A 21582-nucleotide genomic window follows, 5' to 3' on the forward strand; every position below is an offset into this window, starting at 1 on the left:
GAGAGTTTTTATTTAGATTTTAAATTCATGCATATTAGATATGTTAAAATAAATAAATAAAGTTGATAAAGGATATAAAAGTCTTATATAATCAATATTATAATTATCAAAATAATTTTAAAGAATTTGGAGGAGAAATTATGTACGAAATTTTAAAAAAGGAACTATTAGCTCCAAATATTTATAAGATGGTTGTTAAAGTACCTAGAGTGGCAAAGGCAGCTAAGCCGGGCCAATTTGTTATAGTAAGAGTTGATGAAAAAAGTGAAAGAATTCCACTTACAATTTGTGATTATGATAAAGATGAAGAAACGGTTACAATAGTATTTCAAACCTTAGGTGCTTCAACTATTAAGATGAGCAAGCTTGAAGTAGGAGATTATTTTAGAGATTTTGCAGGGCCATTAGGAAATCCATCTGAATTTATATATGAATCTATAGAAGAGCTAAAGAATAAAAATATAATTTTTATAGCAGGAGGGGTTGGTACTGCGCCAATTTATCCTCAAATAAAATGGTTAAACTCTAGAGGAATAAATGTGGATGTGATTATTGGTAGCAAAAATAAAGAGCTATTAATTATGGAAGAGGAAATTAAAAAAGAAGCATCTAATTTATATGTAGCAACAGATGACGGATCATATGGTTACAAAGGGTTAGTTACTGATCTTTTAAAAGATTTAATAGATAAAGAAAATAAAAAGTATGACTTAGTTATAGCTATAGGCCCTATGATAATGATGAAGTTTATAACTAAGCTTACTAAAGAATATGATATAAAAACAGTGGTTAGTTTAAACACTCTTATGGTAGATGGTACAGGTATGTGTGGAGCATGCAGAGTAACTGTAGGAGGAGAAACTAAATTTGCTTGTGTAGATGGTCCTGAATTTGATGGGCATCTTGTGGAATTTGATGAAGCTTTAAGAAGGCAGAGTATGTATAAAGGTGAAGAAAAGAAAAAGCTTTTAGTAGAAAAGCAAAAAGAAGAAGGGCACGTTTGTCGTATAGGATTAGGAGGGGAGGAAAAGTAATGGCTAACTTAAAGAGAACAGCAGTAGGAGAACAAAAGGCTGATGAGAGAGTAAAGAATTTCACTGAAGTATGTTTAGGATATAGTGAAGAAGAGGCAGTTAAAGAAGCGGAGAGATGTCTTAATTGTAAAAATCCATTATGTGTTCCTAAGTGCCCTGTAGCTATTAATATCCCGGAATTTATCCAATGCATTAAGAAAAAAGATTTTAAAAGAGCTGCAGAAATAATAAATGAATCTAGTTCCCTTCCAGCGGTTTGTGGAAGAGTTTGTCCTCAAGAAACTCAATGCGAAGGAAAATGTATTTTAGGTATAAAAGGTGAACCAGTAGCTATTGGTAAGCTAGAAAGATTCATTGGAGATTGGTCAAGAATTAATAACATAGATTTATCTGTTAAAAGAGATAAAAAACATGAAAAAGTGGCTGTAATAGGAAGTGGTCCTGCAGGACTTGCCTGTGCTGGTGATTTAGCTAAGATGGGATATGCTGTAACTATATTTGAAGCCTTACATGAACCAGGAGGAGTTTTAGTATATGGTATACCAGAATTTAGACTTCCAAAGGACACTGTGGTTAAACATGAAATAGATAATGTAAAAAAACTTGGAGTAGAAATAGAAACAGACGTTGTAATAGGAAAAACATTAACTATAGATGAACTTTTAGAGGAAGAAGGTTATAGTGCAGTATTTATTGGCTCAGGAGCAGGTCTTCCTAAGTTTATGGGCATACCAGGGGAAAATTTAAATGGTGTGTTTTCTGCAAATGAATTCTTGACTAGAAGCAATTTAATGAAGGCATTTAGAGAGGATTATGATACTCCAATTAGAACAGGCAATAAGGTTGCTGTAGTAGGTGGAGGAAATGTTGCTATGGATGCGGCTAGAACTGCAAGAAGACTAGGTGCAGAAGTACACATAGTATATAGAAGATCAGAAGATGAGTTGCCAGCGAGAGTAGAAGAAGTTCACCATGCTAAAGAAGAAGGAATAATTTTTGATATCCTCACCAATCCATTGGAGATAATTGGAGATGAATCCGGATGGGTAAAAGCAATAAAGTGTGTGAAAATGGAATTAGGTGAGCCAGATAGTTCAGGAAGAAGAAGACCAGTAGAAATTAAAGGATCAGAATTTGTAATGGAAATGGATACTGTTATAATGGCTCTAGGTACTTCTCCTAATCCATTAATAGCATCTACTACTGAAGGATTAAATATAAACAAATGGGGATGTTTAGAGGTAGATGAAAGCACTTGTCAAACTCCAAGAAAAGAGATATTTGCCGGGGGAGATGCGGTTACAGGAGCAGCTACTGTAATACTTGCCATGGAAGCAGGAAAAAAAGCGGCTAAGGGAATAGATGAATATTTAAAAGGAAAGAATAAATAGTAAAGTTGCGAGGCAATTTAATAAAAATTGCTTCGCAATTTTTTAAAAAGGAGGAATTTAAAATGGATTTTGAATACGTAGAAGAAACTGAAATAGAAAGTATACCCACAGTTGTGGTGAAAAATGTAGATAATTTTGAATTAGCTCATATTTTTGAATGTGGACAGTGCTTTAGATGGAATAAGACTGAAAGAGGTAGTTATATTGGAGTAGCCTTCGGTAAAGTTATTGAAGTAGAAAAAAATGGCGATGATGTATTGATATATAATACAAATGAAAAAGAGTTCAAGGACATCTGGGTAGAGTATTTTGATTTATATAGAGATTATTCAGAAATAAAGACTATTCTTAAAAAAGATAGTTTGTTAGAGAAATCTGTTATATTCGGAAATGGAATAAGACTATTACAGCAAGAACCTTTCGAAATAATAATTTCTTTTATTATTTCAGCAAACAACAGAATACCTATGATAAAAAGAGCGATAGATAATATAAGTAGAGAATGGGGAGAAACAGTAGAATACAAGGGCAAGACCTATTATACCTTTCCTACTATAGAAAAATTAAAGGATGCCACTGAAAAGGAATTGGAGCTTTGTGGAACAGGATTCAGAGCTAAGTACATAGCAGATACGGTAAATAGATTATACAATAAGGAATTTGATATAGATTATATTAAAGAAAAAAATGATGATGATTGCCACAAAGAGTTACAGAATTTTATGGGAGTAGGCCCTAAAGTAGCGGACTGTATAATGTTATTTTCTATGGGAAAATATTCAGCATTTCCAGTAGATGTTTGGGTTAAGAGAGCTATGCAGCACTTTTATTTGGCACCAGATTTATCATTGAAAAAGATTAGAGATTTTGGAAGAGATAAATTTGGAGAGTTATCAGGTTTTGCTCAACAATATCTTTTTTATTACGCAAGAGAAAATAATATATTAGTTTAAGAATGGGACTAATTTTATGCAAATGGAAGATAATTTGAGTTCTTTAAAGCTGACGTATAAATTTATGAGTATATAACTAAAAATGTGTATTAATTTTTTATGAGTTTCTGTTATAATGTATATGATAAGTTTTTAACAAATGCGATTAGTAATTTGTTTATATATTAGGAGGAGTTATAAAATGATAACTTTTGAAACTCAGTTAAAAAAATTAAAATATTTAGTATTAAAAGAAGTAGCCAAAATGACATTAGAACACAGATTAAATAAAGAAGAACTAGAGAGAATGCCTTTTGAAATAATAAATAAAGACAAAGCTGAATATAGATGTTGTGTATATAAAGAAAGAGCAATAGTTTACGAGAGAGCAAAACTTGCAATGGGTTGTTTACCTAATGGACAAATTGCCGAAGAACTTGTGAATGTTGAAGATGAGGATCAAATTGTATATATAATTGACCCCGCTTGTGATAAATGTCCTATAAATAGGTTTGTAGTGACAGAAGCATGTAGAGGATGTATACAACATAGGTGTGTTGAGGTTTGTCCAGCAGGAGCTATAACTAGAGCGGCAGGAAGAGCATATATCAATCATGAAACTTGTAAAGAATGCGGCTTGTGTAAAGAAGTTTGTCCATATAACGCAGTAGCTGAAGTAATGAGACCTTGCAGAAGGGTATGCCCTACAGGAGCTTTAAAAAGGAATGTAGATGACAATAAGGCAGAAATAAACAAGGAAGAATGTATTAATTGTGGTGCTTGTATGTCTGCATGTCCATTTGGAGCTATATCAGACAAAAGCTTCATTGTAGATGTTACTCGCGCTCTTATGGATAATAAAAAAATATATGCAATTGTTGCTCCAGCCATTGCAGGACAGTTTGGGCCAGAAGTAAAAGTAGAACAGATAAAAGAAGCTTTCAAGAAAATAGGATTTAAAGATATGATAGAGGTTGCTTGTGGAGCAGATGCAGTATCTGTTCATGAAGGCAATGAATTAATTGAAAGACTTAAAAATGGAGACAAATTTATGACTAATTCCTGTTGCCCTGGTTTCTTTAACTATATAGAAAAAAAATTCCCGGATTTAGTAGATAAAATATCAGGAACAGTATCCCCTATGGTAGCTACAGGAAGAATGATTAAGAAAATGGACGAAGATGCTGTAGTTGTTTTTATAGGACCTTGTACAGCTAAGAAAAATGAGGTTAAGAGAGCTAGTATAAAAGATGCTGTAGATTATGTTATGACTTTTGAAGAGATTGTAGCCCTTATGGGAGCTTATGACACATGGCCATCAGAGTGTGAAGGAATAGAAGTAAATGACGGATCAGTTTTTGGAAGAGGATTTGCACAAGGTGGAGGAGTGACTTCAGCTATACAAAATTATGTAAAAGGCTTAGGAACTGATTTAGAACTAAAACCAGTTAGAGCCAGTGGAGCAGATGAAGTAAAGAGAACTATGATTATGGCTAAGGTTGGAAGACTATCTGGTAACTTTATCGAAGGAATGATGTGTGAAGGTGGATGTATAGGTGGTCCAGCAACTATGGCACCAATGGTGAAAGTTAAATCTCAATTAGCTAAGTTCAGTAAGGAATCTGATAAAAAGGATGTAGTTGCAAACAATATGTTAGAAAAATTTGAAGGTGTAAATTTAGAAAGATAATTAAATTATAAAAAGCAAAGCTTTCAGCCCTATGAGTTGAAGACTTTGCTTTTTATATTATAGATTTCATCATTTTTATAATGTACAACGGTAGAAATATAATATTAATGTAGAATTAAGGAATTTTTATGTTCTTTTGAGTTACAATATTTAATATATAGTAAAATAACAGTTGGAAAAATAAATTTGTGATTAAGGATGTATAAAAATGGGGAAATTTGATATAAGAGATTATAAATCAGAAATAGTATTGGGAATTTTATTATTATTATTTGCTTGGATTGGGTATGAATATTATTACCAATATCGCTATTTGGTTAAAAATCCAAGGGAATTAAAAGAAATTATAATGTCTTATGGCAAGTATGGAATTTTAGTATTTATTTTGATGCAAATCATTCAGGTAATAGTTTTTTTTATACCAGGGGAAATAGTTCAAATTGCAGGAGGATACATTTATGGTACAATTTACGGAAGCTTAATATCTTTAGTAGGAATATGTTTGGGAGGATTAATTTCTTATAGTATAGCAAGGGTATATGGCAAACCTTTTGTTTATAAGATAATATCAAAAAAACAGGTTAAACATTTCCACAAGATATTGAGTTTAGGTAGCATAAACTATATAGTATTTCTGCTTTATTTAATACCAGGCATACCTAAAGATGCCTTAGGGTACATATGTGGTATTTCTAGTATTAGCTTTAAAAATTTTGCATTATATTCTACATTAGCAAGGATACCAGGCATTATTGTATCAGCTTATTTTGGGGCTAATATTGGGGAGAGAAATACTACTATATTAATTTTAATAGCTATATCTATGAGCGCATTATTTATAATAGGGGTTTTAAAAGGTGAGAAGATAATAAAAGATATATTAAAAAAAGATGAGAACCAGATAATTTAAATCTGGTTCTTTCTGTATAGTAAATGGCTAATAAAACTAAATATTATTATAAAGATATTTATTAAAATGCCACAATGCATGAAGAAATCTTGAGGGAGCATATTTATAACAGGATCTTTAACGGGATCAAATATCCAATAATCATTGCTAAAAAATAGTTTATGAAATATAACAAAAACCTTATCAAAATTTATTAAAAATGTAATAAGTAAAATTATAGGTATGCTTATTAGAACTATGCTTGTATATTTAAAAGCCGTATAAACTTTGTTCTTTTTACAATAATATAAAGCTATAATTGAGATTATGCTGCTAATAAAAAATAAGTAATCTAATTTTACGAATATATTTTTAACCTCTTCAAAATGTACGGCACCTTCTTGAGATGAAGGGAGGTTTGGTATTTTAAAATCTTCTTTATTGTGAGAGTTAATATATTTTATTAAATAATTATAATCTTCCTTAATATTTTCTATGGAAAAGCCAGAATTCTCTACTATATTTAAATGTTTAATATCAAAATAATAAAGGGATTTAAAATTAACAGTAAGTTTTATAGAGGAAGTTATAAAGAATAATGAAATAAATATGGTAAAAAACACATCTATAAATTTTTTCTTCATGATAATCTCCTTTGTTTTCGCTGGGTATTTATTATCTTAAGTTATAAAAATATATCTATTTTTAATTATAATGCTTTATAATATATTGTAAATATGAAGTTTTAAGATACTTTAAAGGGAAGATGAGAAAAAAATAGGAATAGGGTAAAAAACAAAGATATGTATGAATATTTTGCCATAATCGTGATATAATACAAAATAGCTTCGATTATTAAAGTTGATATTATAAATGGTATTATTTATTATTATAATTGTATTAGCACTCATAGTTGGTGAGTGCTAACAAAGAAAGTTTTAAATTTCATTATTATATATAAAAACATTAAGGAGGGGTTTAAATGAGAGTTAGACCACTTGGTGACAGAGTTGTTATTAAAAGAATTGAAGTTGAGGAAACTACTAAAAGTGGAATAGTTCTTCCAGGAAGTGCAAAGGAAAAACCACAAGAAGCTGAGGTTGTTGCAGTTGGACCAGGAGGAATGATCAACGGAAAAGAAGTTGTAATGGAAGTAAAAGTAGGAGACAGAGTACTGTTTTCCAAATATGCAGGAAATGAAGTAAAGATTGACGGAATTGAATATACAATATTAAAACAGGATGAAATTCTAGCTGTTCTAGAATAATTCCTAATTAATAGTATTAAGGAGGTTGTGTAAATGGCAAAGAACATATTATTTGGCGAAGAAGCAAGAAGATCTATGCAAAGAGGTGTAGATAAACTTGCTGATACAGTTAAGGTTACACTTGGACCAAAAGGAAGAAACGTTGTTTTAGATAAAAAGTTTGGATCACCATTAATAACAAATGATGGTGTTACTATAGCAAGAGAAATTGAGCTTGAAGATGCTTATGAAAATATGGGAGCTCAATTAGTAAAAGAAGTTGCTACAAAAACTAATGATGTAGCAGGAGATGGAACAACTACAGCTACATTACTTGCACAGGCTATAATAAGAGAAGGATTAAAGAATGTAACAGCAGGAGCTAATCCAATGCTTGTTAGACGTGGAATACAGATGGCTGTAAATAAAGCTGTAGAAGAAATCCAAAAGATTTCAAGACAGGTAGAAGGAAAAGAAGATATAGCAAGAGTTGCAGCTATTTCAGCTGGTGACGAAGAAATAGGTCAGTTAATAGCTGGTGCTATGGAAAAAGTGGGTAACGAAGGTGTTATCACAATCGAAGAATCAAAGAGTATGAAAACTGAATTAGATGTTGTTGAAGGAATGCAGTTCGACAGAGGATATGTAAGTGCATATATGTCCACTGATGGAGAAAAAATGGAAGCTAATTTAGATGAACCATATATATTAATTACAGATAAGAAGATAACAAATATACAAGAAATTCTTCCAGTTCTTGAGCAAATAGTTCAACAAGGAAGAAAGTTATTAATCATATGTGAGGATGTTGAAGGAGAAGCATTAGCTACTTTAGTTGTTAACAAATTAAGAGGAACATTTACTTGCGTAGCAGTTAAAGCTCCAGGATTTGGAGACAGAAGAAAAGAAATGCTTCAAGATATAGCTATTTTAACTGGTGGAGAAGTAGTATCTGAAGAATTAGGAAGAGAATTAAAAGATGTTACAATTGAAATGTTAGGTTCAGCTGAATCAGTTAAGGTAACTAAAGAAACTACTACTGTAGTTAATGGAAGAGGAAATAAAGAAGATATAAAAAATAGAGTAGATCAGATAAAAGCTCAAATAGAAGAAACAACTTCTGAATTTGATAAAGAAAAATTACAGGAAAGACTTGCAAAACTTGCTGGTGGAGTAGCTGTAGTTAAGGTTGGAGCTGCTACTGAAACTGAATTAAAAGAAAATAAATTAAGAATAGAAGACGCATTAGCAGCTACAAAAGCAGCTGTTGAAGAAGGAATAGTTCCAGGTGGTGGAACAGCTTTTGTTGATGTAATCAGCAAAGTTGAAGAACTAGATTCAGAAGTACATGACATAAAAGTTGGAATAGATATAATAAGAAAAGCTCTAGAAGAGCCAGTAAGACAGATAGCTTACAATGCAGGAGCAGAAGGTTCAGTTATAATTGAAAAAGTAAGAGAAAGCGAAGTAGGAACAGGATACGATGCATTAAATGAAAAGTATGTTAACATGATAAAAGCTGGTATAGTTGACCCAACTAAGGTTACAAGATCAGCATTACAAAATGCCGCATCCATTGCTGCAACATTCTTAACAACAGAAGCAGCAGTAGTAGATATTCCAGAAAAGAACAGTAATCCAATGCCAGCACCAGGAATGGGAATGGGAATGGACGGAATGTACTAAAAAATGCCTTGCATTTTTAGTTAAAAGTTAAGAGTTAAAAAATTAAGAATAAAGGAAGGAATTTCAGATTCACTGAAATTCCTTTCATTTTTCACTCTTTACTAAAAAATGCAGAGCATTTTATTTTTGTTTCCATATATTTTTAAAATCTACATTTGTTAATGATGTTAATAACTTTTTTTGGGCATCTGGATAACTTTCTTCTAATTTTATAAGAAGATTTTTCATTTCTTCCCTAGTAGTCTTTTTATCCACAGGGCATAAGCTTTTAATTACAGGAAGATTATTTTCCCTTACAAATTTTTCTATAAAATCTTCTCTTATATAGATTAAAGGTCTAATTATATTTATTTCTCTATCTTCAAAATGTATATTTGGGTGAAAAGTTCCTAATTTACCTACCTTTAAAACATTCATAAATAGGGTTTCTATAACATCGTCACTATTATGACCTAGTGCTAATTTATTTATTTTATTAGCTCCAGCAACTCTAATCAAAGCACCTTTCCTTAAAGTTGAACATAAGGAACAGGGATTTTTTTCTTTTCTATCATTAAAAACTACTTCTGCAATATTGGTTTTTTCTATAATCAATGGTATATGATTTTCCTCGCAAAAGGACTGCAATGGAGAAAAATCCATGCCTAAGTCCATGTCTATATTTATTCCTATTATGGAGAAGTCTTTAATGGCAGTAAGCTGAATAAGTTTTAGTACGAAAAGTAAAAATATACTATCTTTACCTCCAGAGAGACCTACACCAACCCTATCACCAGATTCTATCATATTATAAGTAGCTATGGCTTCTCTTACATTTCTAAGAAACATCCTATTAAATTTTCTTTCGAAATTTATCATATTTAATGCCCCCTAATTGTATTATTAGTTATGTAGAATATTATTAAATATATTACAAATTTATTAGTTTGTCTATATGTCTATATTTCTATATTGTACAAGTTGGAAAAAACTGATAGAATTGTAATTGAATAATATTAATTATTTAGGGGAACTTTGAAGTACACATCTAAATTGGGCATCTATGGTGTGTATGGAGTTAGTGATGCAACCCACCCTATATTCATACTTGTATGAATATAGGGTGTTTTATTTTACTCATTAAATATGTAAAAAAATGAAGGGATGGGATGAAGATGAAAAAAGTAAAGAAAGCTTTTACTCTAGTAGAACTTTTAGTAGTAATTGCAATTATAGCCATTCTAGCAGCAATTATTGCACCAAATGCATTCAAAGCAATTGAAAAAAGTAAAGTGGCAACAGCAGAGTCAGACTATAGAGCAATAAAAACGGCTACATTGAATTTTTATAGTGATACAGGAAGGTGGGTTCCTACAACCGATGGAACAAATAAGGACTCGGGACTTGTTACAGATATAACGACTACTTATCCAGGATGGAATGGACCTTACTTAGAAAAGTGGCCAACTAAAAATCCATGGGGTGGAACTTATACAATAGTAAATTCACCATCAGATACAGTCTCTTTATCAATAAGTAATGTTCCTAAAAATGCAGCAGAGAGAATAGATTTAGACTTAGACGGAGTAAAGAATCCAGGTGAGGGAACTGTAGAATATTCAACAAGCGGTGGAACCTATACTGTAACAATAAAAATTTCACAATAAGGGACGAACTTAATTATGAAAAAGATTAAAAGAGGCTTTACATTAGTAGAGTTGTTGGTGGTAATTGCTATAATAGCTATACTTGCAGCTATTATAGCTCCCAATGCATTTAAAGCTATAGAAAAAAGTAAAGTGGCTACAGTAGAGTCTGATTATAGAGCTATAAAAACGGCCACTTTCAACTATTATACGGATACAGGTAAGTGGCCATCTATGTATGATGCAACCCTAGAGGGATTGTTTATTACAGGAAAAGATAAGAATAATAACGAATTAGATAATTGGGATGGGCCATATTTAGAAAAATTGCCAAGCAAAAATCCATGGGGTGGAGATTATAAAATAAATGCAGTTGAAGATATTGTAGAACTAGAATTTAATAAAGTTCCATTAAAGGTAGCAGAGAAAATAGATTTAGATTTAGATGGAGTAGGGGAGAATCATAGAGGGGCTGTTATTTATGGACTGGATGGCGATACTTGTACAGTAAGAATTAGAATTACTCACAGGGTTACCTAATAAAAGGATGGGATGAAGATGAAAAAAGTAAAGAAAGCTTTTACTTTAGTAGAACTTTTGGTAGTAATTGCAATCATAGCAATTTTAGCAGCTATAGTTGTTCCAAAGGCATTCACTGCTATAGAGAAGTCGAAGGTAAGTAGAACATTAAGTGATATGAAAGCTTTTAAAACTGCAGTTCTTCAGTTTTATGCAGATGTAGGCTTTTTCCCAGGAGATGTAGGGGAAGGGACAGACCCTGGACTGGGATGTGGAAAGGACGATCTATCTAACATTCAGTATAAAGTAGAGTCTTTAAGAGCTATGGGATTTGCAAATCAAGCTGAGTTTTTAAAGAAAGTAGATGATGAATGGCAAGGACCTTATTTGGATGTTCCATTAAGTAAAAAAACTGCATGGGGTGGGGTTTACGATTATGAATGCTGGCCTCCAACATCTGATAATACAAATAATAATTCTAATGGAATTGAGGCAGGAATATATATAACCATCCATGGGGTTACTGAAAAAGGTGCAGAACAATTAGTAAAGCAAAGTCCTTTTGAAGTTGGTAAGGGCAAGGGCAAATATAGTGATGGTATACAAGATGACGATGTATCACCAGATAAAAAGAAGGTTACATTAAAAATAGCAGACTGGCCTTATTAATTAAAGAATTTAATACATGTGGGTTTTATATGATTCATAATAATTATATGGGATAAGAGATAGAAGATAGTGAATCTATCATTACAAAATGAAATAAAGGGCTGGTAAAATGATTAAAATAGAAAAATATAAGAGTGGATTTACTTTAGTGGAGGTCATTATAGCCATGGTATTAATAATTGGTACTGTGGCTATTTTTTCAACTGTAGCATATTCTTCTTTAAAGGCAGGTAATAGTAATAAACAAGGATTAGAGGGGACTATTATAGCACAAAATTACTTAGAACTTATTAAAGCTAAAAAGGAGAATGGAGAAATTAAAAATTTAGAAACATTAGAAGAATATATTAGGAGTTTAAGTTTTAATATGGGAGAATGTGGATATTACAAAGAAGATATTAAAGACGGTATAAAGTATGGTGTACACATAAAATTCACTTTAAAAGAAGATAGTGAAGTAGGTAAATTAGTAGATATATTAGTGGAAGTTAAACCTCAAGATAGTAATAGCATAAAATTGGGGACGAAGATATACATCCCTAATATAGAGAATAAGGAACTATAAGGAGGGGAGAGGAAAGTGAAGCATACTAGAAAATATAAAAAAGCATATGCTCTCCCCATTGCAATAATTACAGGGATAGTACTTGTAAGCTTAAGTGCAGCCCTTTTAATGTCTATCAATAACGAAATTATTATAAATAAGAGAAGCAAGGAAAAAATTATAGTAAAAAAACTAGCTGAAGCAGGAATAGAGGAGGGGTTATACACCTATAATAGTAAATTATTTAGGGAGGAAGAGATACAAAATTTTAATGGAGAAGGATCCATAGAAGGGATAGGAAAGTATATATATTCTTATCAAACAATAGATGAAGAAAATAAAATAGGGAATATTATTTCCCAGGCTATTATTAATGGACAAAGCAAATACACCATATTACTAGACTTTAATCTAGAAAATGGGGAAATAATCAACTGGCAAGAAAAAAATTAAAGGTGTTTTTGGAGGAATGCTATGGAAGATAGTAAGAAGCTTAAAAAAGGCTTTACTTTAGTGGAGCTCATAATAGCTATAGGCATATTTTCTTTTATTGTAGTCACAGCTTACTCAATTATGAATTCCTCTTCTATCTTTATTAATAAGCAAATTAACAATGTAAACAAACAAAATGATATAAGGGTTGCAATAGAATGGATTACTAAGGATTTACAGAGCAGTGATAGTCTTACATGTAATGAAACAGGAGAGGTTTTGTATTCTGTAAAAAATAATGGAAAAGAAGTTAAGTATATTAAAGAATATCAAGGAGTAATTAGAGAAGAAAATGTATATAAGATTATTAGAGAGGATAATAAGGATAAATTTATTTTAATTGAGAATATTCCTGTTGAAGGGTTTTTAATAGATAAATTAGATAACTTTTTTAGTGTAAAAATATGTATAAAAGATAAATTTAACAAAGATAGAGAAGAACAGTTTCATATTAGTACTAAGAAGAATGTGTTTGTAGTGAATAAGCCTGAAGATGGAAATGGTGGAGATTGGGGAAATTGCGTCATAGTGTCTAAATACTTAGATGTTTCAGGTGGTGCTATAATAGAGGCTCCTGATTCTACTATAATTGTTAGGGATGATAAAGATAGCATTATGAAATTAAATGGTGGTATAAATATTTTTGCGGCAAAAATATATATAAGCCATAGTTTGGATTTGGATGGTAGTGCAAAAATAGGAAATGCTGATAACTCTAGTTCTATTTATATTGATGGGGATATTAATTTAAATGGAAATGCCTATATCTATAAAAGTTTATATTACACAGGAAAATTGGATGTTAAACATTGGATCGATGTAGAGGGAAAAAAGGTTGATAAAATTAATTTTCCTAATGTATCAGTACCTTCATTAGAGTTAGATAAATGGTATATAGAGAGGGGATTTAAATATATAAAAAAAGGTTCTAGTATCCATGACTTAGCTAGTGATGGAATGAAAATTTTGTTTGAAGATAGCTATAGATTCCCCTCATGGAGTACCTATTCCAATGTGAATGTTGTAAGTAAAGAGGATATAACATTGAGTGGTAATGTTAATATAGATGGAATATTATTCGCCCCTAATGGTAGGGTTAATATTGCTGCGGGCTCATCTTTTACTGGTATTATAATTGCAAAGGACGTAGAAATATCTGGAGGTGCCCAAGTTAAATTTCAGCAGTTTAATATAAAGGATTTACCCTTTAAATTAAAAACATAAAATATAAGGAGAAAATCAATGGCGAAAATAAGAAAAAGACTAGGAGAAATACTTATTGACTCTGGACTTATTACAGATGAAATTTTAAATAGAGCACTAATTCTTCAAAAAGAAACAGGAGAGAAATTAGGAAATTTGCTTATTACAAAGGGATTTGCTACAGAAGAGCAGATTGTAGATGCTGTTAAAAGGCAACTAGGCATAGACTACATAAACCTATATGAAATAAATATAAGGCCTGAAATAATTGAAATAATACCAGAAGCTATGGCAAGAAAGTATGAGCTTTTGCCTGTGGATATAATAAATGGAAGATTGCTTGTGGTAATGGCTGACCCCTTAAATTATTTTGCTATAGAAGACATAAAAGCTGTAACAGGTTATGTAGTAAAAACATCCATATCCCTAAGAGATATTATACTAGAGAATATTGAAAGATATTATGGAAAGAGTAAGGCTGAAAAGGCAGCGGAGAACTATGGAAAAGTATATGGATACAAAAAAAATATTAATGAATTAGAAGAAGAGGTTTATGATGAAGAAGCTGCTCCAATAATTAAATTTATAAATACAGTAATAGATAATGCTATACTAAACAACGCTTCAGATATTCATATAGAAGCTGAAGAGGATGAGATGAGGGTTAGATACAGAATAGACGGAGTCTTAAGGGAGATGATTAGAGTAGACATTGGTATGATTGATGCTGTAATAAGTAGAATTAAAATAATGGGAGATTTGAACATTGCAGAGAAAAGAATACCACAGGATGGAAGAATCAACTATAAATCTAAAGGAAAAAATATAGATTTAAGAGTATCTATAATTCCTACAATATTGGGAGAAAAGGTTGTAATGAGAATATTGGATAAGAATAACTTTTCCTTAGGATTAAATAAGATAGGATTAAATTCTAAGGAAGAAAAAAAGCTGAAAGAAATAATTGCAAAACCTTATGGCATCATACTGGTTTGTGGTCCTACAGGTAGTGGCAAGACTACCACATTGTACTCTTTATTAAACATACTAAATGATCAATCAAAGAATATAGTGACCATAGAAGACCCAGTTGAATATAACCTTAGAGGAACAAACCAAATGCAGGTAAATAACAAGATAGGTTTTACTTTTGCATCTGGACTTAGAAGCATTTTAAGACAAGATCCTGATATTATATTGGTAGGTGAGATAAGAGACAACGAAACAGCAGAAATATCTGTAAGATCAGCATTAACTGGACACTTAGTACTATCCACCATTCACACAAATAATGCTGCAGGATCTATAACTAGACTAGAAGATATGGGAGTTGAGTCATTTTTAATATCATCAACGGTAATTGGGATAGTAGCTCAAAGGCTTGTTAGAAAAATATGTCCAAGCTGTGTTGAGGAATATATGTCGGAAGAGAATGAAATGAGAATATTAGGAGTAAAGGAAAAAGTAAAATTAAAAAGAGGAAAAGGTTGCAATATATGCAATGGAACAGGATATAAAGGGAGAACTGCAATTTTTGAAATTATAGAAATAAATAGAGCTATAAAAGATATAATTGATCTTAAAAAAGGGGAAAGAGCTATAGAAAAAGAGGCTATAGATAGTGGCACAATATTATTAAGAGAAGCTTGTATGGAGAAAGTTTTAAAAGGAATAACTACAGTAGAAGAAATGTTAAGGGTAACCTATGGTTATTAGAAGGTTGATGAATTATGAATAGATTTGTTTATAAGGCAAGTGATGAAAATCTAAACATTATAAAGGGTTATATAGAAGAACAATCCTTAGAATCTGCAATGGAACAGTTGCGCAGTAGGGGATTAAAAATAATATATGTTAAAAAGAGTGTATCAATTTATAATTTGAAGATTGGTAGGCAAACTTTAAAATATGAAGAAATAGCTGGCTTTTGTGGACAAGTAGCGGTAATAATAAACACTGGAGTAAGCATAATAAAGGGCTTAGAGATAATTGCAAACCAGGATAAGAAATTAAAAAAGCCCTGTGAAGAAGTTTTAATTGGATTAAGAAAAGGTGAAACTTTTGCTAATTCCATGAAGGCATCCGGAATATTTCCTCAATTATTGATTGACATGGTATATTCAGGAGAAATAAGTGGTAACTTGGATGAAGTATTATTTAACATGGAAGGTTTTTATAGAAGAGAAGGAGAAGTTAAAAGCAAGATAAAAGGGGCGGCTATATATCCTGCTGTTTTATTTGTTCTTACTATAAGTATGATGTTTTTCTTTAATTTCTTTATCTTATCTAAACTAAAACAGATATTTGAAGACGTTGACAACTTACCATTTATAACAAGATTCGTATTGGGAGCTATGAATTTTATAAATAATAATTCATTATTTTTAGCAGTAACTCTATTATTATTTATCATAATAATTAAATATATCTTAGATATACCTAAGGTAACAATGTATATAGATAGAATCTCTTTGTCAATTCCAATTTTGGGAGAATTAAAGAGGAATGTGGTAATTAATAGATTCTCAAGAAGTATGGGGATTTTTATAAAATCTGCTGTACCTATAATAAATGCATTAGAAAATATAGAGGATGTTATAGAAAATAAGTATATAGGATTTAAAATAGGCAATGCGAAAAGAGAAATAATAAATGGAATAAGCATAGGTGAGGCTTTGGAGGAACAGGGACTTTTTGATACCCTTACTATACAGATGATTAAAATTGGAGAAGAAACTGGTAAATTAGAAGAGATGTTCTTTAAATTGACTGATATATATGATAAAAAAGTTGAAACAAATATAAATAGAATGATGACCTTGGTAGAACCTGTATTTACCTTGATTATAGGATTATTTGTAGGAATAATCATAATAGCAATAGCAATGCCTATACTACAAATGTCAAATGGTATAAATTGATAAAAAGGTGGGAGAATTAACTTTGCCAAATAAAAAACTTGTATTCAGGTTTAATGAAGATTCTGTAGATATAGTACTAATGGAATATAAATTTAATAAAGCTATAATGGATAAATATAAAACCTTAATTATTAAAAATGGAGATAATTCTTCATATAAGGATGAAGTTACTATTAAGGATTCTAAGGATTTTATTGAAAAAGCTGAAATGAGCAGAAAAAAGGCTATAGCTATTTTGGCCTTAGATGGAGTTATTACTAGATTAGTAGAAGCTCCTTATATGAAGAAAAAAGAATTACAGTCCTTTATAAAAAACAATATAAATGAGTATTTTACAGTAAATATGCAAGATTACTATTATGATTATAGAGTGGTAGAAATATCTAAAGATAAGGTGAAAAAATTTAGTGTTTTACTAGCAGTAATACCTAAAAATATATTAGATGATATAAATGAATATCTTAGCAGTTTAGGAGTGAATGTAGAAAAGATTACTATATATCCAGAATGCTTAGCTAACTTAGCAAATAAAAAGGAAGAAAGTAGTATAGCAATAGTGGATCTTGTCAAGGATGTTAATAATATTACTATTCTAGAGGGAAATAAACTATTTTTACATTCTAATTCTCATTTTGATAGTAATGTTGAAGAAAACTACGATGAGATTTTAGATAATATAGGTTATTTTTTAAACTTTTATTCCACTAGACACTTTGGTAATAGGGTGGATAAAATATATGTACTGGGAAGTTTATTTGAAAATAAGGGCTTTATAGAAGAGTTAAAAAATCAAATCGATATTCCCATGGAATTCGGTATTAGATCACTTTGTGAAAAAGCATTTGCTAAAGAAGAAGTTAATCTAGAGCTTTTTTCAGATGTTTTTGGATGTAACTTTAATGGAATAGATTTTAGAAAGGCTCTTAAACTAAATAAGAATAAAGAAGAAGCTGACAATAATAAAATATACATAGCTCTATCTTCTATATTGCTGGCTATCACTATAGGGTGGGTTGTTTCATTTAATTACTTATTAAGCATGAAAATAGCTAGCTATAATACGGAAGGTCTAGAAGGCAGGATTAAATCTTTAGAAGATGTGAAAAAGGAGCATATTTCACTTAAGGATCAAAAGGCCTTATATGAAAAAAATAAAGAAGCTATTGAAAAAATAAATTCAGATGGAGTAGACCATATATACTATTTAAATGAATTAACAAAAGGACTGCCTTCTAATATTGTAGTGAATGATATTTATATTGATAAAGAAAATGTTAGATTAAAGGTAGATATTAAAGACAGTACCTTGGACAAGATTAACTTATATGTAGCAATAAATAACATGGATATATTTGAGCATGTAGAGATAGATAGTATGAAATTAGATGATACAGAGAATGAAGCTAGTTTAGAGCTGAAGATAAAGGAAAAAACTAAAAATCCTTAATAAGGGTGTGTAACATATTATGAAAAATAATAATAAAGGTATAATAATATTTTTGATAATTATAATTGCCCTATTCGTAAATTACAGCATATATCAGTATGTATTTGTGACCAAATTTAGTAATTTAAAAAGTGCAGAAAAAGAATATAATGATAAACAAAAAGAACTAGAAGAATTAATAAAAATTAAAGGAAATATTCATAGTGTAAGAAAAGAAAATGAAGCTTTAAAAGGGCAGGTTAAAGAGTTAGATAAACTGATTTTAGAAAAAATAGATACCGCAAAACTTGCCTATGATTTTTATAAATCTTGTAAAGATTTTAAAATAACAGGGGAAGAGATAAAGTTTTCTATAGAGGGATCTGATAAAAAAGAGGAAGAGGGCAGTGGAGAAGATGGCAAAACTAATGACAGCACCAATAATGATGAAAAAGAGAATTCAGATGATATAACTAGATTAGAGATTTACCTAAAAATTAGCGGGAAAAAGATAGATATAGAAAAATATATAAATAATCTAGATAAGATAACAGAGGGGAAACTTAATGTTAAAAGTATAAATCTTTCTACAAATAAAGCTGATGATGCTAAAGAGGAAGTAACTGTTGCAAATGAGGACTATTTACAAGGACAAATAGAGTTTTATCAATACTTAAAGTTAAATGATGAAGAAAAAGAAAATATAAAGAAGTATGATTTTTATCATAATAAGGTAGGTTTTGATTCTATTTCAAATATGTTTGGAAACTAAAGGAGCAGGTTGTTTTGGTGTATATAATATTATTTTATTTATTGATTTTTACAATAGGTCTATGCGTTGGTAGCTTTTTAAATGTATGCATATACAGGATACCAAGGGAGGAGAGTGTGATATTTCCTTCTTCCCATTGTACCAATTGTAATAATAGATTAGTTTGGAAGGATTTAATACCTATAGCTAGCTATCTATTGCTAAAAGGAGAATGTAGATACTGCAAAGAAAAGATATCTCCAAGATATGCTATAATAGAGCTTATTACTGCTATTTCATATGTATTAGTATTGATTAAATATGGCTTTTCTTTATATTCTCTTAAGTATTTAATTTTGATTTCACTATTAATTGTAATATCTTTAATAGATATAGATACCATGAACATTTACTTTAAAACCACTGTTTTTGGAGTTGTTTGTGGGATAGTAATTTTAGCTATTGAAGGAATAAGTAGCGGTTATGGAGTTCATAATTACTTATATTATTTCTTAGGAGGCATAATTCCTACCATTATAATAACATTAATAATACTAATGACAAGAGGTATGGGATGGGGAGATGTGGAGATATTCTTTATATGTGGTCTATTTCTAGGAGTTAAGCTTTCGATGGTTATGACATTTTTATCTTTTATTATAGGAGCAATTATATCCCTATTTCTTCTATATAGTAAGAAAAAAACTAGGAAAGATCCAATACCATTTGGCCCATTTATTGCATTGGGTGCTTTTTTTGCAATTTTAATGGGAGATATGATTGTAAACCTTTATATGAGCCTTTATATAAATTTGATATGAAATCTTTCAAAAAGCTTTCATAAAATAATTGACAAAATGCAAAATTATAAATAAAATAGTGTAAACAGTTCGTTTTAGTCGAATAATATATTACTCATATATCCCCTGAATATGGCAGGGAGTATCTACCGGGAGCCTTAAATTCCCGACTATGGGTGGAATTGTTGCATGCAAATAGGACATGCTAATTTCACTTATAGGAATTAGCATGTTTTTTTGTGTTTAGGCAAAAATAAAATATACTAATTTATAATATATAAAGGAGTGGAAAGTTTTTATGGCAATAATTTTAAAGAAGGGTTACACCTTTGATGATGTTCTATTAGTTCCTAATAAATCAGAAATATTACCTAAAGATGCAAGTCTAGCTACTAACCTAACTAAAAAAATAAAATTGAATATTCCATTAATGAGTGCTGGAATGGATACAATAACTGAATCGAGGATGGCAATTGCTATAGCAAGAGAAGGTGGAATAGGCATTATACATAAAAATATGTCAATTGAACAACAGGCATTCGAAGTAGATAGAGTTAAAAGACAAGAAAATGGTGTTATAACAGATCCTTTCTTCTTAGCCCCAGATAATTCTGTACAAGAAGCATTAGATTTAATGAGCAGATATAGAATCTCAGGCGTTCCTGTAACAGTTAACGGAAAGCTGGTAGGAATTATTACGAATAGAGATATAGTATTTGAAAATAACTATTCTAAAAAGATTTCAGAAGTAATGACAAAAGAAAATCTAATAACAGCTCCAGAAGACACTACAATAGAAGAAGCAAAAGAAATATTGATGAAACATAAGATAGAAAAGCTACCATTAGTAGATGCAAATTTCAACCTAAGAGGACTTATAACTATAAAGGATATAGAAAAAGTAAAGCAGTTCCCTAATAGTGCTAAAGACTCAAAGGGAAGATTATTATGCGGTGCTGCAGTAGGAGTTACTGCAGACATGTTAGATAGAGTTAAAGCTCTAGTAGAGGCTAATGTAGATGTAATAACAATAGATACTGCTCATGGGCATTCTAAGGGAGTTTTAGAAGGAGTTAAAAAAATAAAAGAAAACTATCCAGAACTTCAAATAATTGCAGGAAATGTTGCAACGGCAGAAGCTACAAGGGATTTAATTCTTGCAGGAGCTGATTGTGTAAAAGTAGGTATAGGACCGGGATCAATTTGTACAACTAGAGTAGTTGCAGGAGTAGGAGTTCCTCAACTTACAGCAGTTATGGATTGTGTAGAAGAAGCTGAAAAACATGGAGTACCTATAATAGCTGATGGTGGACTTAAATACTCAGGAGACTTAGTAAAGGCACTTGCAGCAGGAGCTAAGGTATGTATGATGGGCTCAATGTTTGCAGGATGTGAAGAAGCTCCAGGAGAAACAGAAATATACCAAGGAAGAAGTTATAAAGTATATAGAGGAATGGGATCACTTGCTGCAATGGCTTGTGGAAGTAAGGATAGATATTTCCAAGAAGATAATAAAAAACTTGTTCCAGAAGGAGTAGAAGGAAGAGTTCCATATAAAGGAGCGGTTGCTGATACAATATATCAACTTCTAGGTGGAATACGTTCAGGGATGGGATATTTAGGAGCTAGAACTCTTGAAGATCTTTATAAAACTGCTATTTTCGTAGAGCAGACATCTTCAGGATTAAGAGAGAGTCACCCTCATGATATATCAATTACTAAAGAAGCACCAAATTATAGTGTAAATCAATAAGATTTGGAGGA

Annotated in this window: 21 protein-coding genes and 2 riboswitches; of the genes, 19 read left to right on the top strand and 2 right to left on the bottom strand. The window is 30.8% G+C overall.

Annotated elements, in window-relative coordinates; translation table 11 throughout:
* Positions 1-140: 140 nt before the first annotated feature.
* The 5 genes from KQI86_RS13375 (at position 141) to KQI86_RS13395 (ending at position 5957) form a co-directional block, all read left to right on the top strand.
* Positions 141-1034 carry a sulfide/dihydroorotate dehydrogenase-like FAD/NAD-binding protein gene (locus tag KQI86_RS13375; RefSeq protein ID WP_216439881.1) on the top strand — a complete coding sequence of 298 codons (894 nt, stop codon included), beginning with the start codon at positions 141-143 and terminating at the stop codon, positions 1032-1034.
* A complete protein-coding gene (gene gltA, locus KQI86_RS13380; RefSeq protein ID WP_216439882.1) occupies positions 1034-2425 on the top strand; it encodes an NADPH-dependent glutamate synthase in 1392 nt (463 codons plus the stop codon). Before KQI86_RS13375 ends, gltA begins: the two co-directional genes overlap by 1 nt.
* 62 nt (positions 2426-2487) lie before the next feature.
* Positions 2488-3378, top strand: coding sequence for a DNA-3-methyladenine glycosylase family protein (locus KQI86_RS13385; protein ID WP_216439883.1), 891 nt, complete (start codon positions 2488-2490; stop codon positions 3376-3378).
* A 181-nt stretch (positions 3379-3559) separates the two neighbouring features.
* Positions 3560-5047 carry a 4Fe-4S dicluster domain-containing protein gene (locus tag KQI86_RS13390; protein ID WP_216439884.1) on the top strand — a complete coding sequence of 496 codons (1488 nt, stop codon included), beginning with the start codon at positions 3560-3562 and terminating at the stop codon, positions 5045-5047.
* Between the two features lie 208 nt (positions 5048-5255).
* The gene (locus KQI86_RS13395; RefSeq protein WP_216439885.1) at positions 5256-5957 is read left to right on the top strand and encodes a TVP38/TMEM64 family protein; all 702 of its coding nucleotides are present in this window, start codon (positions 5256-5258) and stop codon (positions 5955-5957) included.
* Here the strand turns inward: KQI86_RS13395 and KQI86_RS13400 are convergent.
* Positions 5954-6580: a TIGR01906 family membrane protein gene (locus KQI86_RS13400; RefSeq protein WP_246582810.1), complete on the bottom strand. Its 627-nt coding sequence runs from the start codon at positions 6578-6580 to the stop codon at positions 5954-5956. The genes KQI86_RS13395 and KQI86_RS13400 overlap by 4 nt on opposite strands.
* Before the next feature lie 338 nt (positions 6581-6918).
* Here KQI86_RS13400 and groES point away from each other — a divergent pair, with 338 nt between their 5' ends.
* The gene (groES, locus tag KQI86_RS13405) at positions 6919-7203 is read left to right on the top strand and encodes a co-chaperone GroES (RefSeq protein WP_216439886.1); all 285 of its coding nucleotides are present in this window, start codon (positions 6919-6921) and stop codon (positions 7201-7203) included.
* A gap of 33 nt (positions 7204-7236) precedes the next feature.
* The gene (groL, locus tag KQI86_RS13410) at positions 7237-8868 is read left to right on the top strand and encodes a chaperonin GroEL (RefSeq protein ID WP_216439887.1); all 1632 of its coding nucleotides are present in this window, start codon (positions 7237-7239) and stop codon (positions 8866-8868) included.
* A gap of 120 nt (positions 8869-8988) precedes the next feature.
* On the opposite strand, the gene KQI86_RS13415 is transcribed toward groL, so the two are convergent.
* Positions 8989-9726: a tRNA lysidine(34) synthetase gene (locus tag KQI86_RS13415; protein ID WP_216439888.1), complete on the bottom strand. Its 738-nt coding sequence runs from the start codon at positions 9724-9726 to the stop codon at positions 8989-8991.
* Between the two features lie 140 nt (positions 9727-9866).
* Positions 9867-9952, top strand: a riboswitch (cyclic di-GMP riboswitch).
* A 70-nt stretch (positions 9953-10022) separates the two neighbouring features.
* Between KQI86_RS13415 and KQI86_RS13420 the strand changes: the two genes are divergently transcribed.
* From KQI86_RS13420 to guaB, 12 genes are all read left to right on the top strand, one after another.
* Positions 10023-10514: a prepilin-type N-terminal cleavage/methylation domain-containing protein gene (locus tag KQI86_RS13420; RefSeq protein WP_343216173.1), complete on the top strand. Its 492-nt coding sequence runs from the start codon at positions 10023-10025 to the stop codon at positions 10512-10514.
* Between the two features lie 15 nt (positions 10515-10529).
* The gene (locus tag KQI86_RS13425) at positions 10530-11033 is read left to right on the top strand and encodes a prepilin-type N-terminal cleavage/methylation domain-containing protein (protein WP_216439890.1); all 504 of its coding nucleotides are present in this window, start codon (positions 10530-10532) and stop codon (positions 11031-11033) included.
* Positions 11034-11051: 18 nt separating this feature from the next.
* Positions 11052-11681, top strand: a complete 630-nt coding sequence (locus KQI86_RS13430; RefSeq protein WP_246582811.1) for a prepilin-type N-terminal cleavage/methylation domain-containing protein — start codon at positions 11052-11054, stop codon at positions 11679-11681.
* Positions 11682-11790: 109 nt separating this feature from the next.
* A complete protein-coding gene (locus KQI86_RS13435) occupies positions 11791-12246 on the top strand; it encodes a type IV pilus modification PilV family protein (protein WP_216439892.1) in 456 nt (151 codons plus the stop codon).
* A 15-nt stretch (positions 12247-12261) separates the two neighbouring features.
* Positions 12262-12678: a hypothetical protein gene (locus tag KQI86_RS13440; RefSeq protein ID WP_216439893.1), complete on the top strand. Its 417-nt coding sequence runs from the start codon at positions 12262-12264 to the stop codon at positions 12676-12678.
* Positions 12679-12699: 21 nt separating this feature from the next.
* Positions 12700-13941: a prepilin-type N-terminal cleavage/methylation domain-containing protein gene (locus KQI86_RS13445; protein ID WP_216439894.1), complete on the top strand. Its 1242-nt coding sequence runs from the start codon at positions 12700-12702 to the stop codon at positions 13939-13941.
* A gap of 18 nt (positions 13942-13959) precedes the next feature.
* Positions 13960-15636, top strand: a complete 1677-nt coding sequence (locus KQI86_RS13450) for a GspE/PulE family protein (protein ID WP_216439895.1) — start codon at positions 13960-13962, stop codon at positions 15634-15636.
* 14 nt (positions 15637-15650) lie between these two features.
* Positions 15651-16841 (top strand): type II secretion system F family protein, encoded by a 1191-nt coding sequence (locus tag KQI86_RS13455; RefSeq protein ID WP_216439896.1) that lies wholly within the window; start codon positions 15651-15653, stop codon positions 16839-16841.
* 22 nt (positions 16842-16863) lie between these two features.
* Positions 16864-18288 (top strand): type IV pilus biogenesis protein PilM, encoded by a 1425-nt coding sequence (locus tag KQI86_RS13460; RefSeq protein ID WP_216439897.1) that lies wholly within the window; start codon positions 16864-16866, stop codon positions 18286-18288.
* Positions 18289-18307: 19 nt separating this feature from the next.
* Complete coding sequence (locus tag KQI86_RS13465) at positions 18308-19039, top strand: hypothetical protein (RefSeq protein WP_216439898.1); 732 nt, start codon at positions 18308-18310, stop codon at positions 19037-19039.
* A gap of 17 nt (positions 19040-19056) precedes the next feature.
* Positions 19057-19839 carry a prepilin peptidase gene (locus tag KQI86_RS13470; RefSeq protein ID WP_343216181.1) on the top strand — a complete coding sequence of 261 codons (783 nt, stop codon included), beginning with the start codon at positions 19057-19059 and terminating at the stop codon, positions 19837-19839.
* A gap of 74 nt (positions 19840-19913) precedes the next feature.
* Positions 19914-20011: riboswitch (purine riboswitch) on the top strand.
* 105 nt (positions 20012-20116) lie between these two features.
* Positions 20117-21571 (top strand): IMP dehydrogenase, encoded by a 1455-nt coding sequence (guaB, locus tag KQI86_RS13475; RefSeq protein ID WP_216439899.1) that lies wholly within the window; start codon positions 20117-20119, stop codon positions 21569-21571.
* The last annotated feature ends 11 nt before the right edge of the window (positions 21572-21582 follow it).

Source organism: Clostridium mobile (genome assembly GCF_018918285.1).
Taxonomy (GTDB): domain Bacteria; phylum Bacillota; class Clostridia; order Clostridiales; family Clostridiaceae; genus Clostridium_AW; species Clostridium_AW mobile.